This window comes from Ornithinibacillus xuwenensis, from assembly GCF_039614845.1.
GTDB lineage: Bacteria > Bacillota > Bacilli > Bacillales > Amphibacillaceae > Ornithinibacillus > Ornithinibacillus xuwenensis.
Window position 1 is genome coordinate 498,110 of record NZ_JBDIML010000001.1, and the last position, 25,865, is coordinate 523,974.

27 protein-coding genes and 1 riboswitch are annotated in these 25,865 nt (G+C 35.5%); of the genes, 25 read left to right on the top strand and 2 right to left on the bottom strand.

Annotated features, from left to right (window positions below):
* Positions 1-78: 78 nt before the first annotated feature.
* The 8 genes from ABC228_RS03005 (at position 79) to ABC228_RS03040 (ending at position 8,334) form a co-directional block, all read left to right on the top strand.
* Positions 79-822: a pseudouridine synthase gene (locus ABC228_RS03005; protein WP_345823598.1), complete on the top strand. Its 744-nt coding sequence runs from the start codon at positions 79-81 to the stop codon at positions 820-822.
* Positions 823-873: 51 nt separating this feature from the next.
* Positions 874-1,452 (top strand): thiol-disulfide oxidoreductase ResA, encoded by a 579-nt coding sequence (gene resA, locus ABC228_RS03010; protein ID WP_345823599.1) that lies wholly within the window; start codon positions 874-876, stop codon positions 1,450-1,452.
* Positions 1,453-1,471: 19 nt separating this feature from the next.
* Positions 1,472-3,187: a cytochrome c biogenesis protein ResB gene (gene resB, locus ABC228_RS03015; RefSeq protein ID WP_345823600.1), complete on the top strand. Its 1,716-nt coding sequence runs from the start codon at positions 1,472-1,474 to the stop codon at positions 3,185-3,187.
* Between the two features lie 20 nt (positions 3,188-3,207).
* Positions 3,208-4,401, top strand: coding sequence for a c-type cytochrome biogenesis protein CcsB (gene ccsB, locus ABC228_RS03020; RefSeq protein WP_345823601.1), 1,194 nt, complete (start codon positions 3,208-3,210; stop codon positions 4,399-4,401).
* 108 nt (positions 4,402-4,509) lie between these two features.
* Positions 4,510-5,226, top strand: a complete 717-nt coding sequence (locus ABC228_RS03025; protein ID WP_345823602.1) for a response regulator transcription factor — start codon at positions 4,510-4,512, stop codon at positions 5,224-5,226.
* Positions 5,226-6,995, top strand: coding sequence for an ATP-binding protein (locus ABC228_RS03030; RefSeq protein ID WP_345823603.1), 1,770 nt, complete (start codon positions 5,226-5,228; stop codon positions 6,993-6,995). Before ABC228_RS03025 ends, ABC228_RS03030 begins: the two co-directional genes overlap by 1 nt.
* Positions 6,996-7,041: 46 nt before the next feature.
* Positions 7,042-7,222: riboswitch (cobalamin riboswitch) on the top strand.
* 153 nt (positions 7,223-7,375) lie between these two features.
* A complete protein-coding gene (locus tag ABC228_RS03035) occupies positions 7,376-7,822 on the top strand; it encodes a DUF4430 domain-containing protein (protein WP_345823604.1) in 447 nt (148 codons plus the stop codon).
* Positions 7,823-7,827: 5 nt separating this feature from the next.
* Complete coding sequence (locus tag ABC228_RS03040; protein ID WP_345823605.1) at positions 7,828-8,334, top strand: ECF transporter S component; 507 nt, start codon at positions 7,828-7,830, stop codon at positions 8,332-8,334.
* A 28-nt stretch (positions 8,335-8,362) separates the two neighbouring features.
* On the opposite strand, the gene ABC228_RS03045 is transcribed toward ABC228_RS03040, so the two are convergent.
* Positions 8,363-8,617, bottom strand: coding sequence for a ferredoxin (locus tag ABC228_RS03045; protein ID WP_345823606.1), 255 nt, complete (start codon positions 8,615-8,617; stop codon positions 8,363-8,365).
* Between the two features lie 128 nt (positions 8,618-8,745).
* Between ABC228_RS03045 and ABC228_RS03050 the strand changes: the two genes are divergently transcribed.
* The 7 genes from ABC228_RS03050 to ABC228_RS03080 all read left to right on the top strand — a co-directional run bounded on the left by ABC228_RS03050 (position 8,746) and on the right by ABC228_RS03080 (position 15,570).
* Positions 8,746-9,816 carry a YpbB family protein gene (locus ABC228_RS03050; RefSeq protein WP_345823607.1) on the top strand — a complete coding sequence of 357 codons (1,071 nt, stop codon included), beginning with the start codon at positions 8,746-8,748 and terminating at the stop codon, positions 9,814-9,816.
* Entirely contained in the window at positions 9,809-11,356 is a 1,548-nt protein-coding gene (locus tag ABC228_RS03055; protein ID WP_345823608.1) for a RecQ family ATP-dependent DNA helicase, read from the top strand. The genes ABC228_RS03050 and ABC228_RS03055 overlap by 8 nt, the downstream gene beginning before the upstream one ends.
* Positions 11,343-11,921 carry a CPBP family intramembrane glutamic endopeptidase gene (locus ABC228_RS03060; RefSeq protein WP_345823609.1) on the top strand — a complete coding sequence of 193 codons (579 nt, stop codon included), beginning with the start codon at positions 11,343-11,345 and terminating at the stop codon, positions 11,919-11,921. Before ABC228_RS03055 ends, ABC228_RS03060 begins: the two co-directional genes overlap by 14 nt.
* The gene (locus ABC228_RS03065) at positions 11,922-12,221 is read left to right on the top strand and encodes a hypothetical protein (RefSeq protein WP_345823610.1); all 300 of its coding nucleotides are present in this window, start codon (positions 11,922-11,924) and stop codon (positions 12,219-12,221) included.
* 243 nt (positions 12,222-12,464) lie between these two features.
* On the top strand, positions 12,465-13,043 hold the full coding sequence (locus tag ABC228_RS03070; RefSeq protein WP_345823611.1) for a genetic competence negative regulator: 579 nt from the start codon (positions 12,465-12,467) through the stop codon (positions 13,041-13,043).
* Positions 13,044-13,231: 188 nt separating this feature from the next.
* The gene (locus ABC228_RS03075) at positions 13,232-14,512 is read left to right on the top strand and encodes a Glu/Leu/Phe/Val family dehydrogenase (RefSeq protein WP_345823612.1); all 1,281 of its coding nucleotides are present in this window, start codon (positions 13,232-13,234) and stop codon (positions 14,510-14,512) included.
* Between the two features lie 80 nt (positions 14,513-14,592).
* On the top strand, positions 14,593-15,570 hold the full coding sequence (locus ABC228_RS03080) for a YpdA family putative bacillithiol disulfide reductase (RefSeq protein WP_345823613.1): 978 nt from the start codon (positions 14,593-14,595) through the stop codon (positions 15,568-15,570).
* Positions 15,571-15,678: 108 nt separating this feature from the next.
* Here ABC228_RS03080 and ABC228_RS03085 read toward each other — a convergent pair whose 3' ends face one another.
* On the bottom strand, positions 15,679-16,650 hold the full coding sequence (locus tag ABC228_RS03085; RefSeq protein ID WP_345823614.1) for an asparaginase: 972 nt from the start codon (positions 16,648-16,650) through the stop codon (positions 15,679-15,681).
* A gap of 99 nt (positions 16,651-16,749) precedes the next feature.
* Between ABC228_RS03085 and prsW the strand changes: the two genes are divergently transcribed.
* The 10 genes from prsW to der all read left to right on the top strand — a co-directional run bounded on the left by prsW (position 16,750) and on the right by der (position 25,865).
* The gene (gene prsW / locus ABC228_RS03090; RefSeq protein ID WP_345823615.1) at positions 16,750-17,382 is read left to right on the top strand and encodes a glutamic-type intramembrane protease PrsW; all 633 of its coding nucleotides are present in this window, start codon (positions 16,750-16,752) and stop codon (positions 17,380-17,382) included.
* 125 nt (positions 17,383-17,507) lie between these two features.
* Positions 17,508-18,416 carry a spore cortex-lytic enzyme gene (gene sleB, locus ABC228_RS03095; RefSeq protein WP_345823616.1) on the top strand — a complete coding sequence of 303 codons (909 nt, stop codon included), beginning with the start codon at positions 17,508-17,510 and terminating at the stop codon, positions 18,414-18,416.
* A 14-nt stretch (positions 18,417-18,430) separates the two neighbouring features.
* On the top strand, positions 18,431-19,774 hold the full coding sequence (ypeB, locus tag ABC228_RS03100; RefSeq protein WP_345823617.1) for a germination protein YpeB: 1,344 nt from the start codon (positions 18,431-18,433) through the stop codon (positions 19,772-19,774).
* A gap of 92 nt (positions 19,775-19,866) precedes the next feature.
* On the top strand, positions 19,867-20,526 hold the full coding sequence (locus ABC228_RS03105; protein ID WP_345823618.1) for a flagellar brake protein: 660 nt from the start codon (positions 19,867-19,869) through the stop codon (positions 20,524-20,526).
* Between the two features lie 63 nt (positions 20,527-20,589).
* A complete protein-coding gene (gene cmk, locus ABC228_RS03110; RefSeq protein WP_345823619.1) occupies positions 20,590-21,264 on the top strand; it encodes a (d)CMP kinase in 675 nt (224 codons plus the stop codon).
* Positions 21,265-21,423: 159 nt separating this feature from the next.
* On the top strand, positions 21,424-22,557 hold the full coding sequence (rpsA, locus tag ABC228_RS03115) for a 30S ribosomal protein S1 (protein WP_345823620.1): 1,134 nt from the start codon (positions 21,424-21,426) through the stop codon (positions 22,555-22,557).
* 129 nt (positions 22,558-22,686) lie between these two features.
* Entirely contained in the window at positions 22,687-23,262 is a 576-nt protein-coding gene (locus tag ABC228_RS03120; protein ID WP_345823621.1) for a YphA family membrane protein, read from the top strand.
* A 92-nt stretch (positions 23,263-23,354) separates the two neighbouring features.
* A complete protein-coding gene (locus ABC228_RS03125; RefSeq protein WP_345824156.1) occupies positions 23,355-24,242 on the top strand; it encodes a YIEGIA family protein in 888 nt (295 codons plus the stop codon).
* A 5-nt stretch (positions 24,243-24,247) separates the two neighbouring features.
* The gene (locus ABC228_RS03130) at positions 24,248-24,433 is read left to right on the top strand and encodes a capping complex subunit for YIEGIA (RefSeq protein WP_345823622.1); all 186 of its coding nucleotides are present in this window, start codon (positions 24,248-24,250) and stop codon (positions 24,431-24,433) included.
* 121 nt (positions 24,434-24,554) lie between these two features.
* Complete coding sequence (gene der, locus ABC228_RS03135; protein ID WP_345823623.1) at positions 24,555-25,865, top strand: ribosome biogenesis GTPase Der; 1,311 nt, start codon at positions 24,555-24,557, stop codon at positions 25,863-25,865.

The following is a 25,865-nucleotide window of genomic DNA, read 5'->3' on the forward strand; positions in this document are numbered from 1 at the left end:
ACATTAGTTTCTGGAGTTTCTAATACAATTGATTTTAATGACAAGTGACAATAAATTAAAGGATAAATTGGTGATATTATGTCGAATACATATGAAAGACTACAAAAAGTTATTGCGCAAAGCGGTGTAACGTCGAGAAGAAAGGCAGAAGCCCTTATCGTAGCTGGAAAAGTTAAAGTTAATGATAAGATTGTAACAGAACTGGGTACGAAGGTTAGCTCAGATGATAAAATTGAGGTGGAAGGTGTACAGCTTGAAAAAGAGCCACCAGTTCATTATCTGTTCTATAAGCCGAGAGGTGTTATCTCTAGTGTGAAGGATGATAAAGGCAGAAAGATTGTTACAGATTTCTTTCCAGAAATTGAAGAGCGGATTTATCCTATTGGACGGCTTGACTATGATACATCTGGAATATTGCTTCTAACAAATGATGGTGAATTTGCAAATATGGTCATGCATCCTAAATATGGTGTAGAAAAAGTATACGTTGCAAAAATAAAAGGAATTCCTTCTAAAATGGACCTTGCAAAGCTACGTAAAGGCGTAAAAGACAAGAAAGAGCTATTGAAAGCATTACGATATCGTGTGATTTCTACTGATAAAAAGAATCATACGACCATTCTTGAGTTGACACTTAGAGAAGGAAAGAACAGGCATGTTCGTCGGATGATGGAACAGCTTGGTTTCCCAGTAATGAAACTGAAGCGTGAAAAATATGGACTTCTTACACTAGAAGGGCTACGTGTAGGAGAATATCGTAAGCTTACTCCTAAGGAAGTAAAGCAAATGAGAAACCTTGCGTCCAAAATTGTTGAAGATTAGACAAATTTACATTGTCCAATAAATGGTATAATTGGGCAGGGAGTGGTCTTAGTGAGCGTTGAACAAGCTAAAGTTACGAAACAAAAGAAGAAAAGGAACAGATTAATTTTTCGTTCTGTTATTTTAGTTCTACTACTTATTGCAGTGGGATATGCCTTAATTACTAATATAACAAAGGATAAAACCATTTATGATATAGGTGATCAGGCACCAGACTTTCAATTAACACAGGTTAATAATAATAATGAACTTGAGACCGTGCGTTTAAGTGATTATCGTGGAAAAGGGGTTATGCTGAATTTCTGGGGGACATGGTGTGAGCCATGTGAAGCGGAAATGCCATATATGCAAGAGTTATATCCTAAGTATCAGGAAAAGGGTGTCGAAATCATTGCGGTTAGCCTTGATGCGACTGAGTTTGTTATCGATAAATTTATTGATAAGCATGATTTAACTTTCCCAATCCCACATGATACGAAAGATCTTGTGCGTGACCAGTATAAAATTGGTCCAATTCCAAGTACCTTTTTTATCAATTCAGAAGGAGAGATAGTTGAAATCGTTGAAGGCGCGCTTTCACTTGAACGTTTAGAGGGATATTTACAACAAATTCAACCAAATGAATCATAATTACTGGAGAGGGATATAGATGAATCATATTAAATGTGAATGTGGCCATGTGAATCCGGAGGGCACCGTTCTTTGTGAAGCATGTGGTAAGCCTATTGAAATGAACCAGCATATCGATGGAAATGATAAAAAGAAACTATTGAATATGCGTTATGAAGGTAGTGCTAGAAGATCAAAAACATATAACAAGACAATCATAGATAAGATATGGAATTTTTTCTCCTCTGTTAAAGTAGGAGTTTGGTTAATTGTTATTGCGTTAGTTGCTTCAGGAATTGGAACTATTTTTCCACAGGAACAATACATACCATCTACTGCCGTATCACGAGATCCGCAAATATATTATCCGGAAACATTTGGTATTTTAGGGAAAATTTACTATCAATTAGGCTTTCATAATTTATACAGCTCTTGGTGGTATCTGTTATTAATTGCTTTAATTGGTATCTCCTTAGTAATCTGTAGTCTTGACCGTTTTGTGCCGTTATATAAAGCATTGAAAAGGCAAAAAGCAAAAAGACATGAATCTTTTATTAATAGACAACGTTTTTATAGTAAAACAGAATCTGTTGAGCAGGGTGATATTGAATCTGTTAAAGAAAGTTTACGTAAGCAACGTTATAAGGTAAAAGAAGAAGATGGTCATCTAGTAGCTGAAAAAGGTAGATTTTCAAGGTGGGGGCCATATGTTAATCATATTGGTTTGATTATCATTTTGCTTGCTGCCCTATTACGGACTACTCCATTACTTTACCTAGATGATTACGTTTGGGTTCGAGAAGGCGAATTGAAAGTTATTCCTGGAACGGATGGAGAATACTATATCGAGAATAAAGAGTTCATTTTAGAAACCTATGACCAAGAGGATGAGCGGTTTAAAGAGGCAATTGCGAAAGAAGGTATCGTACCGAGTAACTTCCAGAGTAATGTGATAATTTATAAATCAGGAGATTCAGAAGTATTAGGCGCTGAAACAGACCTAGAAAAGGTTACGGAAGATGAAATACGAATGAATTACCCACTTAAATTTGATGGTTATGCTCTTTATCAGCAGGGTTATCAATTAAATGAGTTTGCGAATATGACCTTTAAAATCTATGAAATGAATGACCCTGATGCAGAAGCACTGGGCGAATTTACAATTGATTTATACAATATGAAGCATGAATATAAACTAGATAATGGATATAAAGTGGTTGTGGCCGAATACTATCCTGATTATAAACTAACGGAAGATGGGGTTAAGTCAGAAACCAATGATTCCAATAATCCGGCATTCGTGTTTAATCTCTACCCACCGGAAAGTGAAGATTACGAGATTAGCTTTGTCGGTGATGTCATAGGTGCTGCTGAAGATTTAGGAATTGATACAACGGTAGTAGAATTACAGCCGATGGGTAATGTGGTTGGGACATTTGCTCCGTCAATTGATCCCACTGGAGAAAATCAATATCGTATTCTCATTGACTCCATTGATTTTGATCGTAAGAGTGGATTAACCGTAAGAAAAGATTATACACTTCCAGTATTTGGATTTGGTGCAATAATCTTTATGATTGGGGTTATCCAAGGAATGTATTGGCAGCACAGAAGAATTTGGATTCAACGTAAGGGTGATGGCGTGTTACTAGCAGGTCATACCAATAAAAATTGGTTTGGACTTAAAAAAGACATTGAAAAAGCAATCGATGGCACTGCTATTAATATGGTAGAAGACCAAAATGAAGAGGAATAAGTAGAATAAGGAGGGCACTTATGGAAAGCTTATTAAGTACAAGTAGTACGGCACTTTTTACAGCGTTTATTTTATACTTAGTTGCAACCCTATTTTTTGGTGCAACTATCAAAGATAAAACAAGTGATAAATCCAAAACAGGCTTCGCCGGAAAATTAGCCATTAGCCTAACAATAATTGGATTTATCGCACAATTAACATATTTTGTCACTAGATGGATGGCTTCAGGGCATGCACCGGTAAGTAACTTGTTTGAATTTACAACTTTCTTAGGTATGTGTTTAGTATTTGCTTTTATAATCATCTATTTTATATACAAGCTTAGTGTGTTAGGACTCTTTGCACTACCTGTTGCGATGATTATTATTGCATATGCTAGTATGTTCTCAAGGGAGATTTCACCACTAGTACCTTCCTTACAAAGCCACTGGCTTGCCATACATGTTTCGACGGTTGCGTTAGGACAAGGTATACTCTTTATTAGTTTCGTTGCGGGATTAATTTATTTAATTCGTCAGGTAGATCAAAGTGTAAGAAGTGCGCGAACTATTGCGTTAGAGTTTGTTATCTATTCACTATTTTTATTTATAGGATTTATCGTTAGCTCATCGGTGTTTAATGCCATGGGATACAGTGCTAGCTTTGACTATCCGTTAAATGATAAAACAGTAACAACAGAATATACTATGCCAGCGATTGCGGGACCATATGATGGCACCTTAACCACTGAAGGCGTAATGGAACCATGGTTCCAGACACCTGAATGGATGCATGGAGCTGACGCGGGAAGAAAGTTTAATACTGTTGTCTGGTCTCTACTAGTCGGAAGTGTCCTATATGGACTAATACGTTTAATATTAAGAAAGCGTGTAGGGGCTGCGATTCAACCATTACTTAAAAACGTAAAGCCAGATCTTGTTGATGAAATAAATTATCGATCTGTTGCAATTGGTTTCCCTGTATTTACGTTAGGTGGATTGATTTTCGCGTCAATTTGGGCGCAAATAGCTTGGGATCGATTTTGGGGCTGGGACCCGAAAGAGGTTTGGGCACTAATTACGTGGTTCTTCTATGCTGCTTATTTACACTTAAGGCTTTCAAGAGGCTGGCATGGTGAGAAATCTGCATGGCTTGCAGTAGTTGGTTTTGGAATTATTATGTTTAATTTAATCGTTGTTAATTTAGTTCTTGCAGGACTACATTCTTATGCATAAATAAATGATAGAAAACATGACATTTTTGAACGGGTGTCGTGTTTTCTTATACTTTTATAAATGCTTGGTATATACTTTTAGTAACGCTTATCAAGGGGGAGCTTATCAATGAATAATAGTGCCAAAGTACTTGTAGTTGATGATGAAGAAAGAATCCGCCGATTAATTCGAATGTATTTAGAGCGGGAAGATTTTCTAGTAGAAGAAGCTGAGAATGGAACGGATGGACTCGGACTTGCTTTAGAAAATGACTATGATCTTATTTTATTAGATATCATGATGCCAGAGATGGATGGAATTGCAGTGTGCCAGGAATTAAGAAAAGAAAAGAATACTCCCGTTATTATGTTGACTGCAAAAGGTGAAGAAGCAAACCGAGTACAGGGATTTGAAGTTGGGACAGATGATTATATTGTGAAGCCGTTTAGTCCAAGAGAAGTGGTACTTCGTGTTAAAGCCTTATTAAGGAGAACAACAACAAGCGGTTATAATGATGTGAACGCGCAAACAAAGGACTTGTTAGTGTTCCCACACTTAACGATTGATCATGATGCACATCGTGTTACTGCGGAGGGACAAGAAGTAGGATTAACACCTAAAGAATACGAATTACTTTGTTATTTAGCAAAGTCCCCAGATAAAGTGTTTAATCGTGAGCAATTACTGAAAGATGTATGGAATTATGAGTTTTTTGGTGATTTACGAACAGTAGATACACATGTAAAGAGATTACGTGAAAAATTAAATAATGTTTCCAAAGAAGCCGCGAAGATGATTGTAACCGTTTGGGGTGTTGGATACAAATTTGAGGTAGATGATGAATAATGTTTTGGCGTAGTGTTGTAGGGAAACTAGCAGTGACGATTTTATTGCTAGTTTCTTTTGTATTATTTGTGTTAACCATATTTTTACTTGAATTCTTTGAGAACTTTCACGTTCAAGAAGCAGAAAAAGACTTGGAGCAGACAGCTACGAAGGTTTCTGTGATGGTTGAAAATCATGAAGACATCTCGTTAATTCATGAAACGACAGAACGGGTAAAAGATTCTGCTAGTAAAGTACTTATTCTATTTTCAGACGGAAGAATCTGGGGTTCGAATACCGATAATCAAATGCTATCTGATTTGAATGAAGAGTGGATTATTGAAAACTCTAATGTTCGAGATTTGTCAAATCGTGATACGACGATCGAAAAGCAAATTGAAGTTCCTAATGAGGAAATGGGTGTTATGCTTGTTGCAACCTCTGTACCTAACAGCGATGCGGCAGTAATTGTCTATCAATCGCTTGCCGTTGTCGATAAAACCAAATCTGAAACAACTAAGATAATATTAGGTGCGGCTGCTGTTGCCATTGTTCTTACAACAATATTTGCTTTCTTCTTATCCACACGTATTACGTCACCGCTTATTAAAATGCGAGAAGCTGCCTTTGATTTAACAAGAGGTGAATTTAATACGAAGGTTCCCATTTTAACCCATGATGAAATTGGTGAACTGGCGATGGCATTTAATCACATGGGAAGACAGTTGAAATTTCATATTAATGCATTAAGACAAGAAAAAGAGCAATTATCAAGTATTGTTAATTCCATGGCAGATGGTGTCATTACATTAAGTAGAAATGGGGAAATTATTGCCACCAATCGTCCTGCAGAACAGTTTATGGAGGATTGGTATTTTGAGAAGAACCTAGAGAAGGCAGATGGTAATCGTAAACTTCCGAACGAGCTCTATGAATTACTGCAAGAGGTTATTCAAGGAGAAAAAGAGGTGTTGGAAGAAATTGGATTGCAAGGTAGAACTTGGGTTATGATTATGACTCCATTATATGATCAATCCTATATTCGCGGTGCAGTTGCTGTTATGCGTGATATGACAGAAGAACGCAGACTTGATAAATTGCGAAAAGATTTCATAGCCAATGTATCGCATGAATTAAGAACACCTATTTCAATGCTTCAGGGATATAGTGAAGCAATTGTGGATGATATCGCAGAAAGTAAAGAAGAAAAAAATGAGCTTGCCCAAATTATTTATGAAGAATCACTACGACTTAGCCGATTAGTTAATGAATTACTTGATTTAGCTAGTATGGAAGCGGGTTATTTAACCTTAACGGTAGATACGGTTGAGGTTAATCCATATGTGGATCGTATATATCGGAAATTTAAAGGAATAGCAGAGGAACACCAGATAGATTTGGTATTGACAAAAGAAATATCAGAACCATATGCTTATTATGATCCAGACCGTATGGAACAAGTTTTTACAAACCTGATTGATAACGCTATTAGACATACGAGTGAAGGTGGCTTTGTTAAGGTCTTTGTTCAAAACGATATACACGAGCTGAATGTATCGATAGAGGATAGTGGTAGTGGTATTCCCGAGGAAGATTTACCATTTGTTTTTGAACGTTTCTATAAAGCAGATAAATCTCGGACTAGAAACAAGCATGTGAAGGGGACCGGACTAGGACTATCAATAGCGAAGAATATTGTAACGTCGCATAACGGTATGATATCGGTTAAAAGTAAGGTAAATATTGGTACAACGTTTAACTTGAAGATACCTAGAAGTGAAGAACTTTAGCTTGTGTTTTTCGACTTGTATTGTTACTATATTCAGTAGAATTGAATACAATATTTTTGATATTGGTGTGTTCCACTTAAAAGGGAATCTAGTGAAAATCTAGAGCTGTCCTCGCAACTGTAAGTGATAACGAACTAAGCATTGCCACTGTATGAATAACATACGGGAAGGGCTTAAAGTAGGCATAAGTCACAAGTCAGTAGACCTGCCAGTGTCATTTGTATCAATGATCCCGAGGATAGGACATTTGAGACAATCTCGTACATAGAAAGTAAAACGATGCTTTTTTATGGTGAAGGACTGTCAGAAGAGTTAACCTTGTTGCGGGTTAGCTCTTTTTATTTTTCCTGTTCTTGATAACACGTATGGAGGATGAGAAGATGAAGAAGCTATTATTTAAATTTATGGCAGTACTTATTACATTAGTTGTGATGGTAGGATGTTCAGAAGAGGATTCCACTAATAATGAACAACAAAGTCAAGGCACAACTACGGAACAATCAAATGAATCCGAAAATAATTCGGAACAGCAGGAGGAAGCTTCAGTCCATATAAAACTTTCTCAGGATAAAGAGGCTGAAGTTATTGAAGAAAAAGATATTGTTATTGAAGATGGTGACACCTTAATGGATGTTTTGAAAGCCAATTTTGAAGTTGAAGAAAAAGATGGCTATGTTAATTCTATTGAAGGTATCAATGATAAAGATAAAGAATTAAAGAAATTCTGGATGATTTCTGTTAATGGAAAAGCGGCTGAAGTTGGTGCAAACGACATTGTACTAAAAGATGGTGACGAAGTAGTACTTGATTTCCAATCATGGGAATGATATAAGTGAATATCTATAAGATAACACTGATTGCATTACTCGCCACATTAGCAATTGTTGGTCGGGTTGCCGTGTCCTTCATTCCTAGTGTACAGCCGGTTACCTCAATCATTATTATCAGTGGCATTTTTTTAGGGCCAGTTTCTGGAATCCTATTGGCAATTTTGGTTACCTTTCTGTCAAACATGTTACTAGGAACTGGAATTTGGACTGTTTGGCAGATTATTACTTGGGGATTAATAGGCTTAATAAGTGGGATAATTGGCAAGTATACTAAGAAATTCCCTCTCTATGTAGTGGTTTTATTCGCTGTGTTTTGTGGTTATTTTTATGGTTTTGTAGTTTCATTGGTAAACTACCAGGTGACTGGTCAGGGATTTCTGGCATATTATCTTGCCGGATTACCATTTGATACGAATCATGCAATCGGGAATGCCGCATTTATGATTTTATTATATCCTGCAATTACATTTATCTTTAATAACTATATAACGAAACATCTAAAAAAATGAACACCAACTAGCCTAAGTTGGTGTTCTATTATTCTTCAAGCCTTAATGGATTACCGTTAAATGGAAGCTCGGATATTTTAATAGAGTCACTTGGACAACCCTCAAATGCATCCAGTACGTCATCTTCTAATCCCAATGGAATTACTTGATTTCCTGTGTTATGATCGATTCGGACAAACGCAAGACCTTCATCATCATAATCAAAAATTTGTGGACAGGTAATCCCACAAGCACCACAGGCTATACATGTGTCTTTATCCACGATGGAATATTTTGCTCTCATGTTACATACCCCTTATCCTTACTTTGCAGTTCTGGTGCTTACTTCTATATTAATTTGTTAGCATATATAATTCAACTATTGCAATCAGTGTTATGATGGAGATAGTGACGGAAAAGAGGGGAAGTATTGTGTGTTTTAAAGGGATAATATTAAAATGTATAACATTCATGAAGGAAAATCGCTCTATTTCCGGAATCTATCATCTGCTTTCCGGCAAGAAATCTATTCAATCTGTTCATGATGCTAAAATTTTCAACCTAGAAGGGCTTTACGGAATCTATCCTGCGTTAACAATGATTGATTTCCTAGATTGTGTGCAGCAAATGGTTGCAGGTGGTTTGATTAAAAAAGGTAAAACAGATAATTATTATGATATCACGGACAGAGGAGAACAGTATTTAAAGCAATCTGACGTTACTAGTATCTTATGTTATTTTAACGGGATAAAGTACTATGGTCGAGACGTTACTTTTCTAGAACGGCTTTTTTTAATTATCCAAACGTTATCCAATATACAAAAAGGAAACACCACATTTATTCCAGTAATTGATAGACCAAGCATCACAAATTGGACAAAAAAGTTTTACACTACGATAAAAGGAAATAGGAGAAATTTTACTATCAAACTATATGAAGAGCTATATGAGCTTTTGAATCAATTACCTGAGAAAGAAGCAAATATCTTTGTAGATCGTTTAAGTGGGTACAAGTACTATGGAATGAGTGTTGAGCAATTATCAGAAAAACATTCTCTAACAAAGCATGATGTTATCCTTTACTTAACTGGAGTTACGCATCATTTAATTGTAAAAATCGAACAAAACCAAGAACGATTTACGGTTTTGTATTCACTATTACGAGATCTCGAGCAAACAAAATTTATTACGAATACTGCGAAGCAAACCTATCAATTATTATGTAATCACTTTACGGTTTCAGAGATTGCGTCAATGCGTAATCTCAAATTAAATACAATCTATGACCATATTGTCGAAATTGTACTATATGATAAAGAATTTACAATTGATACATTTGTGACGAAGCAAGAGCAAGCTATCATATTACAGGCAATCCATAAGTACAACACGTATAAATTGAAGATAATAAAAGATAATACTACTTCTTCCATCAGCTATTTTCAGATTAGACTTGTCCTAGCTAGGCTAGAAGAGTTGAGATTGGAGGGCCCACATGTCTAACATAATCCACTTAGAAAAAGAGCTTGAAAACTATTTCGGTTATTCAACCTTTCGAGTAGGTCAAAAAGAGATTATTGAAGATGTATTAAAGGGAAAGGATGTTCTAGGGGTACTTCCAACTGGTACGGGAAAATCTGTTTGTTACCAACTACCTGCTAGGTTACTAGAAGGAATAACGATTGTTGTTTCACCACTAATTTCTTTAATGATGGATCAGGTGAAGGAGTTAAAAGCAAATCATTTTAAAGACGTTATCGCAATTAATAGCTTTTTAGATTTTCATTCCAGAAAAAAGCTGTATCGATCACTTTCAAACTATAAGATCATCTATTTGTCACCGGAAATTCTACAGCAAAAAGAATTACAGAACTATTTGAGTAGATTACATATAGCTTTATTTGTTATTGACGAAGCACATTGTATTTCCCAATGGGGGCATGAGTTTAGGCCAGATTATCAGAAGCTTTATCCAATAATTGAAATGCTAGGCAATCCTAATGTTTTGGCGCTAAGTGCTACTGCGACCAATGAAGTTCAGAATGATATTAAAAGGTCACTTAACTTACCAAATATGGTGAAACATATCTATCCTATCGATCGTAATAATATTATGCTTTCTGTTCAAGAAGTTATGGATAATGAGGAAAAGCTTGCGATTATATCATGCATTTTATCTAAGAATAAAGTACCATCTCTTATCTATTTTTCTTCAAAGTCTTCTGCTGAGAGTTTTACACAACAGCTATACAAAAAACTCCCCAATCACCGTATTGCATACTATCATGGTGGAATGGATCCGATTGACAGAATTTCGATTCAGCAACAATTTATGAATGATCAAATTGATGTTATTTGTTGCACAAGTGCATTTGGTATGGGGATCAATAAGAATAACATACGTTTTGTCTTTCATTATCATTTTCCGGGCCAAATAGAATCGTTTATCCAGGAAATCGGTAGGGCAGGGAGAGATGGGGAACAGAGTGTTAGTATATTACTTTATTCAAAGCAGGATGAATTTCTTCCTAAGCAGTTGATTCAGAGTGAATTGCCATCTGATAGTGATTTAACGCGAGTATTTCAGATTGTTAGTCGATATGCAAAACAGCAACAAGTGATACCAGCTGACATGGTGGAAGTAGAAGCGCTTTTTGAAATAAGTGAAACACAGTGGAGATTTATTTCTTCTCATTTAGAAAAAAATAGCGTCCTAACAGAAAATAGTTTAAAATATGACCAAGGTAAACTAACAGAAACATTCCATCTAATAAGGGAAATTAGAGATGAGCGAATGAAATTAAAACAGCATAAATTACAAGACATGATTTCATGGATTCACTCCACGGAATGTTTAAGAAAAGAACTTTACACTAAATTTCAACATGGATATACAGTATTGACTCAACAATGCTGTAGCAACTGTGGGATTGATTTAACAGATTTTAAGCCAAAACAGACGGTGAATGCTAGTATCTTGCCCAATTGGGAGATGAAGCTTAAACACCTATTTGGTTTAGGAGATACACATGAAACAGAGTGAGCTAATTAAACAATTATCAAATGAAGACCTTCGAAAATCTGTCATATATTCGCAATTATTATTTATTGTTATTGCAGCAGTTCTTAGTTTAGTACTGTTTGAAGACCTGCGAACATGGACATTTATCATACAATTCGATATAAGCGAAGTTGTTTACTTTGGAATTCTACCCGGAATTCTTATTGTACTTGTTGATCTTGTATTAATGCGGTTTTTACCAAGTAAACATTATGATGATGGCGGTATTAATAAACGCATTTTTTCGGATATAAGTATCGATAAGATTTTGCTCCTGACTTTTTTAATAGCATTGTCTGAGGAGCTGCTTTTTCGTGGTGTCATTCAGACGATCTTTGGCTACATTTTTGCTAGTGTTAGTTTTGCTATCGTTCATGTGCGTTATTTACGGAAGCCAGTATTACTTATTTCTATATTGTTAGTTAGTTTTTTAATTGGGTATATGTATGAAGTAACAGATAATCTTCTCGTAACGATTTTTTCACATTTTATAGTGGACTTTTTATTAGGGATATTCATTCGTTATAAGAGCTGGGGTGAATCTTGAATGGAAGAGAATAAGAGAGAAATTGACGATCAGGCGAAGGAGCTTCGGTCGATTGTAAATGAACTTCATAGTCAATCAGATGACAATTCTGATGAACGTATTGAAGTTGAACATGAAGATGAGCAAAAAGAAATTAATGTATTGGATTTGCCACCAAGAAAAGAAGTTCATGGCCAAAAGAAAAGAAGAGCACATGTTAAGCTAAGTAAACCATTTATTCGATTAGTAGTAGTAGCAGTTTTACTAATTATTATTCTTATCATGCTCCTATACTTTGGTGACGGAATCGTTACGTTCTAAATTACACATGAAGCCTCTGATTAAGGAGGTTTTTTGTATTAATTCCGCTTTTTGAATAAGTAAGAATAAACTCGGATAACGTTCAACAATTTTATAAAGAGCATATACTAATAAAAAGAATTCTTCTTATTAGGATGATAATGGAAGTAATTCCATTAATATGGATTTTTTTTATTTTCTTAACTAATAAGCTGATAAGAAATGAAGGTTTTATCTAATTCGCAAATTTGAGGAGGATGCTATGTGCGTATTGAAAGGGTGTCCAGTAATCAATTTACAATATTTTTGACGTTTGATGATTTGGTAGATCGGGGATTTAATAAAGAGGAAATATGGTACGATGCGATAAGCATTGAAAACCTCTTTACGGATGTTATGCATGAAGCAAGCTCAGAGTTAGGCTTTGAACTAGAAGGAAAACTATATGTTCAGGTCTATTTAATGCAGGCACAGGGCATGCATGTTATTGTAACGCAAAACTGCGATAATATAGATTGGGATGAGGATTTCATTGAAATGAAAGTGACACTTGATGAGAGCAAAGAATTAATTTTTTCTTTTGATGATTTTGAAAATATAATACAAGTTTCTGCCTATTTAAATACATTAATGGTTTATGGCGGTCAAGTATATTACATGGGAAATCGATATTATATGCTTTTAAAACGAAATGAATTAAATGGCAATAATAAAGAAAATATAATAGCATTAATGTCTGAGTTCTCAAATCCTAGCATCGTCACGTCCTATAGACTTAAGGAATATGGAAAAGTCATTATCCAAGAAAATGCAGTTGAAACCATAATGGAAGCTTTTACCTAATATTTACGTATTTTTTAAAAAAGGTGACAAATTCCGACGAAAAATGATATAGTAATAAAGCGCTTACATTATTTTATTATTTTCATGGAAAATAAGAGTTTTTATATTGCATATTTATGTTTAACGTGTATACTAATCTCTGAGAATAGCTATAATAAATTTTTATATGATCTTTAGGAGGTAAATTCATGGTAGCCGAAAAAGCAGCAGATTCTACCAAAGAGAAAAAGGAACAAATGGACGTGTTGAGTTCAACTCAAACTGTTGTAAAAAACGCACTGGAGAAATTGGGTTACCCTGATGAAGTTTATGAGTTATTAAAAGAGCCTCTCCGAATGATGACAGTAAGAATTCCTGTTCGTATGGATGATGGTTCAACTAAAATCTTCACTGGATATCGTGCGCAGCATAATGATGCAGTTGGTCCTACAAAGGGAGGAATAAGATTCCACCCAGACGTAACCGAAGTTGAAGTGAAAGCATTATCAATGTGGATGAGTTTAAAGGCTGGTATTGTTGACTTACCATATGGTGGAGGAAAAGGTGGCATTATATGTGACCCACGTGAAATGTCATTTCGTGAATTAGAGGCATTAAGTCGTGGATATGTTCGTGCAATTAGTCAAATTGTTGGACCTACCAAAGATATTCCTGCACCAGATGTTTTTACAAACTCTCAAATTATGGCATGGATGATGGATGAATACAGCAGAATTGACGAATTCAATAGCCCAGGCTTCATTACTGGTAAACCTATTGTATTAGGTGGTTCCCATGGTAGAGAATCTGCAACGGCAAAAGGTGTAACGATATGTATCGATGAAGCCGCAAAAAAACGTAACATTGATGTGAAGGGTGCAAAGGTTATTGTTCAAGGATTTGGAAATGCTGGTAGCTTTCTTTCTAAATTCTTACATGATGCTGGAGCACTAGTTGTTGGTATTTCAGATGCATATGGTGCATTGTATGACCCAGAGGGATTAGATATTGAATATTTACTTGACCGAAGAGATAGCTTTGGTACGGTAACCAAATTATTTAATACTACGATTTCCAATAAAGAGTTACTTGAAATGGAATGTGACATTCTAGTTCCGGCTGCTGTAGAGAATCAAATTACAGAAGCAAACGCTCATAAAATTCAAGCGAGTATTGTTGTAGAAGCAGCCAACGGCCCAACAACAATGGAAGCAACTAAGATTTTAACAGAAAGAGGAATTCTGCTAGTACCCGATGTACTTGCATCTGCTGGTGGTGTAACAGTTTCTTACTTTGAATGGGTTCAAAATAATCAAGGTTATTATTGGACAGAAGAAGAGATTGATGAAAAGCTTCTTGCTACGATGACCAAAGCATTTAACACGATTTATGAAACTTCTCAGACGAGAAGAATTGATATGCGTCTAGCAGCGTATATGGTTGGCGTAAGAAAAATGGCAGAAGCATCTCGATTCCGCGGATGGGTATAACAGAAAAATAAACAAAAAGACTCTTATCATATATCAGAGATAAGAGTTTTTTGATTTTACTTAAAGGAAGTGCTTGATACATGCAAAAAGAAAAAGTCATTATAATTGGTGCTGGCCCTTGTGGACTTGCTAGTGCAATTTCGCTTAAAGAGAAGGGGATTGACGCATTACTTATTGAAAAAGGAAATATTGTCAATGCTATTTATAACTATCCTACTCATCAAACCTTTTTTAGTTCTAGTGAAAAATTGGAAATAGGTGGTATTCCGTTTATAACAGAAAGACAAAAACCAGTTCGAAATCAAGCGTTAGCTTATTATCGAAGTGTCACGGAAAGAAAACAATTACGTGTAAAAGCCTTTGAGGAAGTAATTTCACTGCATAAGGAAAATGAGCAATTTGTCATTACAACGAATAAACAATCGGGGGAGCATCTCAAATACTTGGCAGATAATGTGATTATTGCTACTGGATATTATGATCAACCGCATTATATGAATGTAACTGGAGAAGAGCTGCCAAAAGTAATGCACTATTTTAAAGAAGGTCACCCATATTATAAGAAAAATGTTGTTGTCATAGGAGGTAAGAACTCTGCAGTTGATGCCGCATTAGAGCTCCATAAGGCCGGTGCAAATATAACGGTGCTTTATCGAGGTGAAAGTTATTCTCAGAGTATTAAACCATGGATATTACCTGATTTTGATTCTTTAGTACGAAAAGATATTATTAAAATGGTATTTAATTCCCATGTTTCAAAGATTACCGAAGATGCAGTGTATTATACCGTTAATGGTAAAGAATATCGTATTGAAAATGATTTTGTTTTTGCCATGACAGGCTATCGTCCAAACTTTAAATTAATACAGGAAATTGGTGTCTTATTTAACGAAGATAATGGGAAACCGATATATGATGAGGAGACGTATGAAACCAATGTGTCTGGAGTATTTGTTTCTGGGGTAGTTGCAGCGGGAAATAATAATAACGAAATCTTTATCGAAAATGGAAGATTTCATGGCGAAAAAATTGCAAATGTGATTGCAGCTCGTCTGTGAGCTTTATCTTATTAATGAGAACGTACAGTAATTCATCTTGAATTTTCTGTGCGTTTTTTTGCTTTTAAATTGAAAGGGGGATTATTCCCCCTTACCTAAATTCTATCCTTATAAATCCTTTTCAAAAATGTTCCGCAAATCCTCCATGTCTGAAGTGTTCTCTAGTGCAATTAATAATTTTAGACGTGCCTTTGGACCTGTAAGTCCAGTAGTAAAGATAATCCCCATTTCCTTTAATCGTTTCCCTCCACCTTCATATGCATACGTTGGTTGAACCGTACCTCGAAAGCTTCTCGAAACTAACACAATTGGAATATTATCTGCTAGAATGTTCTTGATTGGTTCAATGGTTTCCTTCGGTAAATTTCCTTGTCCAAGACCTTCAATTACTAATCCATCTGGTTTCCCGCTATGGATAGCTTCCATGATTCGACTGTCCATGCCTGCGTATGCCTTAAGGAGAAATACATTTTTGGAAATATGCTTAACAGGATAAGTAATTCTAGTTACTAGCTGATGGTGAAAGATTATCGACTCCTTCGTAACGATTCCAATTGGTCCATATTGAGGACTTTGAAATGTAGCCACGTTGCTAGTTGATGTTTTGGTTACATTTATTGCACTATGAATTTCATCATTCATCACGACAAGTACGCCTTTGGAGTATGCATTATTGGATAATACTACTCGAATTGAGCTAATGAGATTATATAGAGCATCAGATCCTATTTCATTACTTGACCTCATGGCACCAGTCAGGATCACAGGCTTATTCGTATTTAGAACTAACTCTAAAAAGTAGGCTGTTTCCTCTAATGTATCAGTACCATGTGTAACGACGATTCCATCATATTCTGACAAGGAATTTTTAATGGTATCGGCTAATTGAAGCATATGATTCGGTGTTATATGAGGAGATGGTAACGAAAATTCAATATGCTCCTCAATGACGATGGTTTCTCCAAAATGATAAGGAATATTGGATAATGGATGTGTATTCGTGGTATTCACTTCTCCGGTTTCTTTATTTTCAAGCATTGAGATTGTACCACCAGTATGAATAATTAATATTTTTTTCATTGGGTCACCTGCTTTTATAAATAACTTTTAAAATTGTGTATTTTCAACCGTTTGGTTAAGTGTTACGATAAACTTAGTTCAATATGAAAGGGTTACATTATGTTAGGTATCATTTCAGCTGGAGTTGCTCCCGCATTAGCATTAATGTCTTTTTTTTATTTAAAAGACAAGATTACTGAGCCTATCTCACTAATTATTCGAACGTTTATTTATGGTTGTTTAATCGTCTTTCCGATTATGTTTATTCAATACGCTTTTGAAGGAATTCAAGTCAATAGTATATTTGTTGAATCCTTTTTCATCGTTGCTTTTTTAGAAGAATTTTTTAAATGGTTTATTTTTCTTTATGTAATTTATCAACATACAGAATTCGATGCCCATTATGATGGTATTGTTTATGCAGTTTCCATCAGTCTAGGATTTGCTACGGTTGAAAATATATTGTACTTATTTGTTAATGGAATTGAGTACGCATTTACTAGGGCATTATTCCCGGTTTCTTCCCACGCATTATTCGGTGTGATTATGGGGTACCATTTTGGAAAAGCAAAAATGAAAGAAAGCAATGTTATATGGCATATCGTTCTTGCATTATTTATACCAATTGCATTACATGGTACCTATAATTCTATATTAATGGTAGTAGACGAAAATTGGGCGTTCTATGCTATACCATTTATGATTGTTCTTTGGTTCTTTAGTATGCATCATGCAAAAAAAGCAAGCATTTAATAGACCTAGTATGGAGACCACTTCTAAGAGTGGTCTTTTTATTTTATCTTGAATTCATGCATAAATAAATCATTTCATCGAAAAATAGATACTACTAGATAATGAAGAAAGCGAGAGGAATCAACATGAGTCTAAAAAAATTCTTCTTTTTAATTATTATATGTCTATTTGCTATAGGACTTCAAGAAACATATAATCCTAAAGAAGTAGATGCATTTACAAATCAAGTAATTCAACGTGGTGCCACGGGTGATGATGTCATTGAATTGCAAGCTAGATTACAGTATACAGGGTTCTATAATGGAAAGATTGATGGAGTTTTCGGTTGGGGTACATACTGGGCACTCCGCAATTTTCAAGAGGATTTCGGGTTAGATATTGATGGATTAGCAGGTGCTACAACCAAAGAAAAGCTTGTAAAAGCAAGTAAATATAATGCTGCTTGGGTTAAGGAGCAAATCCGAAAAGGTAATGATTTTACGTACTATGGTGGTACAGATATCAATAAACAAACACAGTCCAATAAACAGAACCAGGCCGGGGGAGGACAAGCTACAAATCCGAAACCACAGCAGCCTCAAAAACAGCCAGATACGAATACACAGAATACAGGAAATACAAGCCAACAAAATAATACTCCGGCAAGAGATACTGCTGCAGTAAATGTACCACAAGGATTCTCGCAAAATGATATTAATTTGATGGCAAACGCAGTGTATGGTGAGTCAAGAGGCGAACCATATGAAGGACAAGTAGCTGTTGCAGCGGTTATTTTAAATCGTGTAGCAAGTGCAACCTTTCCAAATACAGTTGCAGGGGTAATCTTTGAGCCGCGAGCCTTTACAGCGGTTGCAGATGGTCAAATATGGTTAACACCGAATCAAAAGTCGAAAGAAGCAGTCTTGGATGCTATTAACGGTTGGGACCCAACTGGAGAAGCAATTTATTACTTTAATCCAGATACAGCAACATCAAGTTGGATTTGGGGTAGACCACAAATTAAACGAATTGGAAAACATATCTTTTGTAAATAGAGAGGTGATGGAACATGTTACGATGGATAGCAATAGGAATTCTATCTCTTGGTGTTGCTGGAACAGCCGCTTGGGGGTATATGGAGCACCAGGAGAAAAATGCCATTTTAATTCAAGCGGAAAATACGTATCAACGATCCTTTCATGAATTAACGTATAATATTGATTTGATGCACGATAAAATAGGTACCGCAATTGCAATGAATTCTAGGGAACGATTATCACCACAGCTGGCTGAAATATGGCGACTAACTTCTGATTCATTATCAAATGTTGGTCAGCTTCCGCTTACATTATTACCATTTAATAAAACGGAGGAATTTTTATCAGACATAGGTGATTTTACGTATCGAACTGCTATTAGAGATCTTGAGAAGGACCCACTTTCTGATGAAGAAATCGAGACCCTTAAGAATCTTTATGCACAAGCTGGCGATATCAAAGACGAACTAAGACAAGTGCAGCATACAGCAATGGAAAACAATCTTAGATGGATGGATGTGCAATTGGCGTTAGCGACAGAAGATGAGCAAGCAGACAATACCATTATTGATGGATTCAAAACGGTAGAGAAAACAGTAGAAGGCTTTTCCCAAGCAAATGTAGATTCATCCATAATTGGAACTTCCTCAAAAACCCACCAGTATGAAAATGTTACTGGAGATAAATTAAGTGAAGAAAAGGCATTGGATTATAGTAAAGATTTATTCAATGTAAAAGATGTAAATGACTTAAGAATTACATCCACAGGTGAAGGCGCAGATATACCGCTGTATAGTGTATCGTATAATAACGGGAATAAGAACGCGTACTTGGATATAACACAACAGGGTGGTCATCCGATTAATCTGTTAGTTGATCGACCTATTGGTGAAAAGAAAATCAGTCTTAATGAAGGGTTTACTGTGGCAGAAAAGTATATAAAAGAGCATGGGTTTGATAATATGACATTATTGAATAGTAGTGAATTTAATAATGTTGGCATGTACTCGTTCATTTATCAACAAGATGATGTGAGAGTGTTTTCGGATGCAATAGAGGTAAAGATAGCCCTAGATAATGGTGATATCTTAGGACTGACTTCCAATAATTACTTTATGAATCATCATGAAAGAGAAATTCCGGAGCCTGAATTAACACTAGATGACGCTAGAGATTATGTGAACCCAAATGTTCAAATCCAAGAAGAATTCTTAGCAGTTATCGATAATGATCTCGGTGATGAAGTATTGACCTACGAATTTTTAGGATTGTTAGGAGACGACACGTATCGAATTTTTATCAATGCCATGGATGGAACCGAGGAAAAGGTTGAAAAACTGAACGGTAAAGAAATAAATTATGCTGGAGTTTCGTAGGGAAAGGTTTTAGTCCTTTCCCTTTTTTACTTTTTTTGTGATAATGAGTATAGAGAAAATAATTTGATGGAGATTGTATATGGGGGATTGTCATGAAAATTGGCGAATTTTTAACATTAGAGGTATTTCATACTGAAACAAATAGCGTGCAGAAATATCGGTGTAAAATAATTGATATGAATAAAGAGAATTTGTATATTGATTATCCAGTAAATATGAAAACAAAGCGTACTACTATTTTTCAGGTTGGAACAAAGCTAGATGCGGAATTTTTTGGGAACAATCAATCGGTTTATCGATTTAAAACAGTGATAAAAGAAAGACGACGGGGAAAAATACCTACACTTGCTCTTGAAATACCGGATGAGGAAAAGATAGAACGTATTCAACGACGACAATATGTTCGAGTTGATACTGCGATTGATATTGCAATACATAGCGAAGAAAATAAGTTTACACCTTTTACAACTGTTTCCGTTGACCTTAGTGGCGGAGGATTGTCTATAGTCGTACCAAGAGGCGTACAACTAGCTGAAAATACAAAAATCAGGCTATATCTAGTTCTTCCAATGCAATCTGGCGATTATCAATATCTTCATATAGCAGGAGAAGTTGTTCGTATCATTGAGAGTAAAAACGCTGCAACAACAGCTTCCATAAAGCTATTATCGCTTAGTAAGCTAGAACAACAAGGAATCATACGCTACTGTTTTGAAAAGCAACGAGAAGCAAGGCAAAAAGAACTTCATTAGAATAGTTGAAGGTGTTATGATATAGAAGCAACTTTTGATAGACAAATGAGAGGAAGAGTATTTATGCAAAAACTATTCGCAATCGCTATTGATGGTCCTGCTGCAGCTGGAAAGAGCACTGTAGCAAAGATTGTTGCTCATAGATTATCGTATATCTATATTGATACTGGAGCGATGTACAGGGCTATCACATTTAAAGCATTAGAACAAGCTGTTGATGTTAATGACGAAGCAGCATTAGTAACACTTTTGAAGTCTACTGATATTGAGTTGATCCAACATGATGAAGGACAACGTGTCTTATTAGATCGCCAAGATGTAACGGAAGCAATTAGAACAAATGATGTTACGAATAATGTATCCTATGTTGCAAAACATCCATTAGTTCGTGAGGATATGGTAGCACGGCAGCAGGAACTTGCCGAAAAAAGAGGCGTCGTGATGGATGGTCGTGATATTGGAACAAAGGTTATTCCTGATGCGGAGGTTAAAATCTTTCTAGTAGCCTCTGTGGAGGAACGTGCGATGAGAAGACACACCGAGAATCTAAAAAAGGGATTTGAATCTAATTTAGAAGAATTAAAGAAAGAAATTGAGAAAAGAGACTTAATTGATTCGAAACGAGAGGCTTCTCCTTTAGTGAAGGCAGAGGATGCAATTGAAATTGATACAACCTCTCTTTCAATTGAAGATGTAGCAGAACGAATTCTAGCAGAAGTGAATAAAAACGTTAAATAAAAGTATCGAGGAATGGAAAACTATAGCAGATTTACGGTATATTATTTGTGAAATTTTGTTTACTTTACTTGACAAATATATGTAAATATTAGAAGTTATAAAAAAGAACTTTTTTTCAGAATTTATACGTTTGTTGTTTTTGGTTAAGGAGGAAATGGAATGAGTGAAGCGAATCAAGAAAACCTAAATTTAATTGTTGGGGATACGGTAACAGGAACAGTTGTTAAAATAGAGGACAAACATGTTCTTGTCGATTTTGGATTTAAGACTGAGGGGATTATTCCAATAAGTGAGCTTTCCAATCTCCACATTGAAACACCAAATGAGGTTGTGTCAGAAGGTGACAGCCTAACACTTACGATTAAAAAGATTGAAGATGATGAGGTTATTCTTTCCAAAAAAGCGGTTGATCGTGATTTAGCATGGGGAGATCTGGAAGAGAAGTATAATAGTGGAGAAGTTTTTGATGTACAAGTGAAAGAAGTTGTAAAAGGTGGTTTAGTTGCTGACATCGGTGTTCGGGGCTTTATTCCTGCCTCTTTAGTTGAATCACACTATGTTGATGACTTCTCTGAATATCAAGATTGCACATTATCCGTGAAAATTGTAGAGCTTGATAAGGAGCAAAATCGAGTTATTCTTTCTCATCGTGCAGTTGCTGAAGAAGAAGAAGCTTCTAAAAAATCACAGGCTTTACAACAAATAGAAGCTGGAAAAGTATTAGAAGGTACTGTTCAACGAATTACAGATTTTGGTGTGTTTGTTGATCTTGGTGGTATTGATGGTTTAGTACATATCTCCCAATTAGCTCATGAACATGTACGTAATGCATCTCAAATAGTTTCTGAAGGAGATAAAATTAAGGTAGAAGTATTATCCGTTGATCGTGATAACGAGCGAATTTCTTTATCTCGTAAAAAAGTACTTCCTGGACCTTGGTCAAATATTAACGAAAAAGTTAAACCAGGTCAGATAGTGGAAGGTACGGTTAAGCGACTTGTTAATTTTGGAGCATTTATTGAAGTGCTTCCTAACATCGAAGGACTTGTTCATATTTCACAAATAGCAAACAGACATATTGGTACTCCTCAAGAGGTCTTAGAAGTAGGCCAAAAGGTTACAGTAAAAATTTTAGATATCAATGAGTCAGAAGAAAGAATGTCATTAAGCATTCGAGAAGTTGAAGAAGAACAAGAAGCAAAAGAATTTGAGCAATACGCTAAAGATGAAGAGCAATCTAGCTTCCAATTTGGTGATCTAATTGGTGACAAATTAAATAAATTTAAAAAATAAGAAATACTATAGAGAAGACTCCTTTCAGAGATGAAAGGAGTTTTTTTGTTGGTCATAGGAGTAAACGATATGGACTGGGTTTAAAATATACATTTGAAAGCAATAATAAATATGGTAGGTGATTGTAAAGTGGAAGGCGTATATTTTTATTGGTTCTGTTGGTTGTTTTGGATAGTTATTACCTTCCTTATGCCAAAAAGTAAAAAAAGAACTGTTTTAGCAGTCTGGTTATTAGTCATTATTACAGTGTCAAACCTGTATCTCTCATTCAATTACATTGAAATATCCATGTCATTTTTACTCATAATTGTCGGGAGCTTTATTTCTATTTCATTATTAAGTCGAATCGGATTTAGCATCTTTTCTGCTTTTACCATAATGATTGGATTTACGAGCTTATTAATATGGGAGGCACATGCTCCAGTTTGGATTTTCATGCCTAGGCTATTGATTATTCCAATCATATGCGTCCTATTGATAACGTTCATTGCTAAAGGCCTTCAGAAAAGGATGACACTTGTTACGCTGGGATTATGCGGTGGGGAATTTTTGTACAGTGTAATGGTATCTAGATTTTCGATTCGACAGACAATAGGTGAGCGAGAATTTTTAGATACGTTATTAATCGTCCTATTTATCTTAGTTTGTTTGGAAGTAATTCAAAAAGGTAGAGAAAAATTCATATTAGTAATCCGAAAAGCATGAATTATTTGGACTAGCTAAGATAGGTCCATCTAATAGTGGTGCTCGTTGTCAATTTCTAAATGAAGCAATTAAACAGCAATTGAGGTGTCATGATGAATGAATATACAATGCCAATTGTATTTGGCGTAACAATTGGAACCATCGCTCGAATACTAATGTTACGAACAGATTATCGACAGTATCCTACTTATTTACACGGTAAAATTATTCATGTAGCGTTAGGTTTTATTGCTGGTTCACTTGGTGCAGTTGCAGTTCCTGCCATTATGGAAATGGAATTTACTGCCGTTACTTTTTTAACAGTAGCTGCAACACAATTTCGTGAGGTTCGTAATATGGAGCGGAATACTCTATCTGAAATTGATGGTTATGAACTTGTTTCACGGGGGAAAGCATACATAGAAGGAATTGCTATATCCTTTGAAAGTAGAAATTATCTAGTAATTCTAACGTCGTTTATTGGTACGTTATTTTATTTGGTCTGGAATGTATATATGGCTATTGTTGGTGCCATTATTTGCTTCATAATCAGCAAGATATTACAGAGCGGTTCAACCATGAAAGACCTTGTAGATATTGAATATTCGGCACCACATTTTGATGGAGCTGGTTTATATGTGGATAATATTTATATTATGAATATCGGTTTACCAGAACGACAAGAAGAAATCTTAAAATACGGAATGGGCTTTGTACTAACACCTAAAAATATGAATGTCGTAAATACGATAGCTCATTTGGGACAACGACAAGCTATATTACATGATGTATCCGTGTCCTTGGGGGTGTTTCGTGATTCCGGAACACCGGCACTAGTACCATTAATTAAACGTGATTTGGATGATGGTAGAATTGGTGTATTTATTTTACCGCAAGTAAGAGATGTGGATAAAGCGATAAAGATAATAGGTGCTGTTCCGGTACTGGAGACAGCTATTCGAATGCCTTCAAGATCTAATGTACATAACAAGGAGGTATAAAAGATATGGTAATCGAAAAATCAGTCCTTGCGATTATTACGACAAATAAGGATAAGGTATCTGGTGGTGCACCTATATTTATATGTAAGCATTTTGAAGAACTTCAGAAAACGGCAGCAAATCTAGAAGCGATTATTGATGGGATTGCACATGCTTTAAGTGATGAGGTTTTCATCATTGTAAAACATTAAACATTGTTAAGATGAAATTCTTTTGCTAGAATAAATAAAGCTATGAAATCCAATATTCAATAGATAGGATTTTATTTCATACATAGAATAAAAAGCAAAAAGAGAGAGGATGTTCCTTTCTATGAGGAAATCTGTAGTTGCAATTGTAGGAAGACCGAATGTAGGAAAATCGACCATATTTAATAGATTAGTTGGTGAAAGAATCTCTATTGTAGAGGATATACCAGGCGTAACGAGAGATAGAATCTATTCACAGGCTGAGTGGTTAAATAACAGCTTCAATCTAATCGATACTGGCGGTATTGAAATTGGCGATGAGCCATTGTTAGTGCAAATGCGTCAGCAGGCTGAGGTTGCGATTGATGAAGCGGATGTTATTATTTTCATCGTGAATGCAAAAGAAGGAATAACAGCTGCCGATGAAGAAGTTGCTAAATTGTTGTTTAAATCAAATAAGCCAATTGTGCTAGCCGTTAATAAAGTAGATAATCCTGAAATGCGAGATGAAATATACGAGTATTACTCTTTAGGATTTGGCGAGCCATTTCCAATCTCTGGTGCACATGGACTTGGACTTGGTGACTTATTAGATGAAGTGGTTAAGCATTTTCCACAGGTTGTTCAGCAAGAGATGGATGAAGAGACCATTTATTTTAGTTTAATCGGAAGACCGAATGTTGGAAAATCATCTTTAGTTAATGCTTTATTAAATGAAGATCGAGTTATTGTTAGCGATATTGAAGGGACAACAAGAGATGCGATCGATACACACCTTACAAGAGATGGACAAGAGTATGTGATTATCGATACTGCTGGAATGAGAAAACGTGGTAAAGTATATGAAACAACCGAAAAGTATAGTGTATTACGGGCATTAAAGGCTATTGAACGGTCTGACGTTGTTCTCGTATTAATTGATGCTGAAACAGGTATTCGTGAGCAAGACAAAAAAATTGCTGGTTATGCGCATGATGCGGGGCGAGGCATTGTTATTGTTGTTAACAAATGGGACACAGTTGAAACCGATGAAAAAGCGATGAAGGAATACGAAGATAAAATTCGAGCTCATTTTCAATTCTTAGACTATGCACCAGTTGTGTTTTTATCAGCAAAAACAAAAAAACGATTACATACCTTATTGCCTATGGTACAAGTTGCTAGTGAGAATCATACAAAGAGAATCTCTACGAACGTACTAAATGACGTTATTATGGATGCAATTGCGATGAATCCAACTCCTACCGTAAAAGGGAAACGTCTAAAGGTTCTTTATGCTACACAAGTTGCGGTAAAACCACCCAGCTTTGTTGTATTTGTGAATGAACCAGAGTTAATGCATTTTTCTTACCAACGTTTTCTTGAGAATAAAATCCGTGATGCGTTTGGATTTGTCGGAACACCGATTAAAATCTTTGCAAGGAAGCGAAGTTAG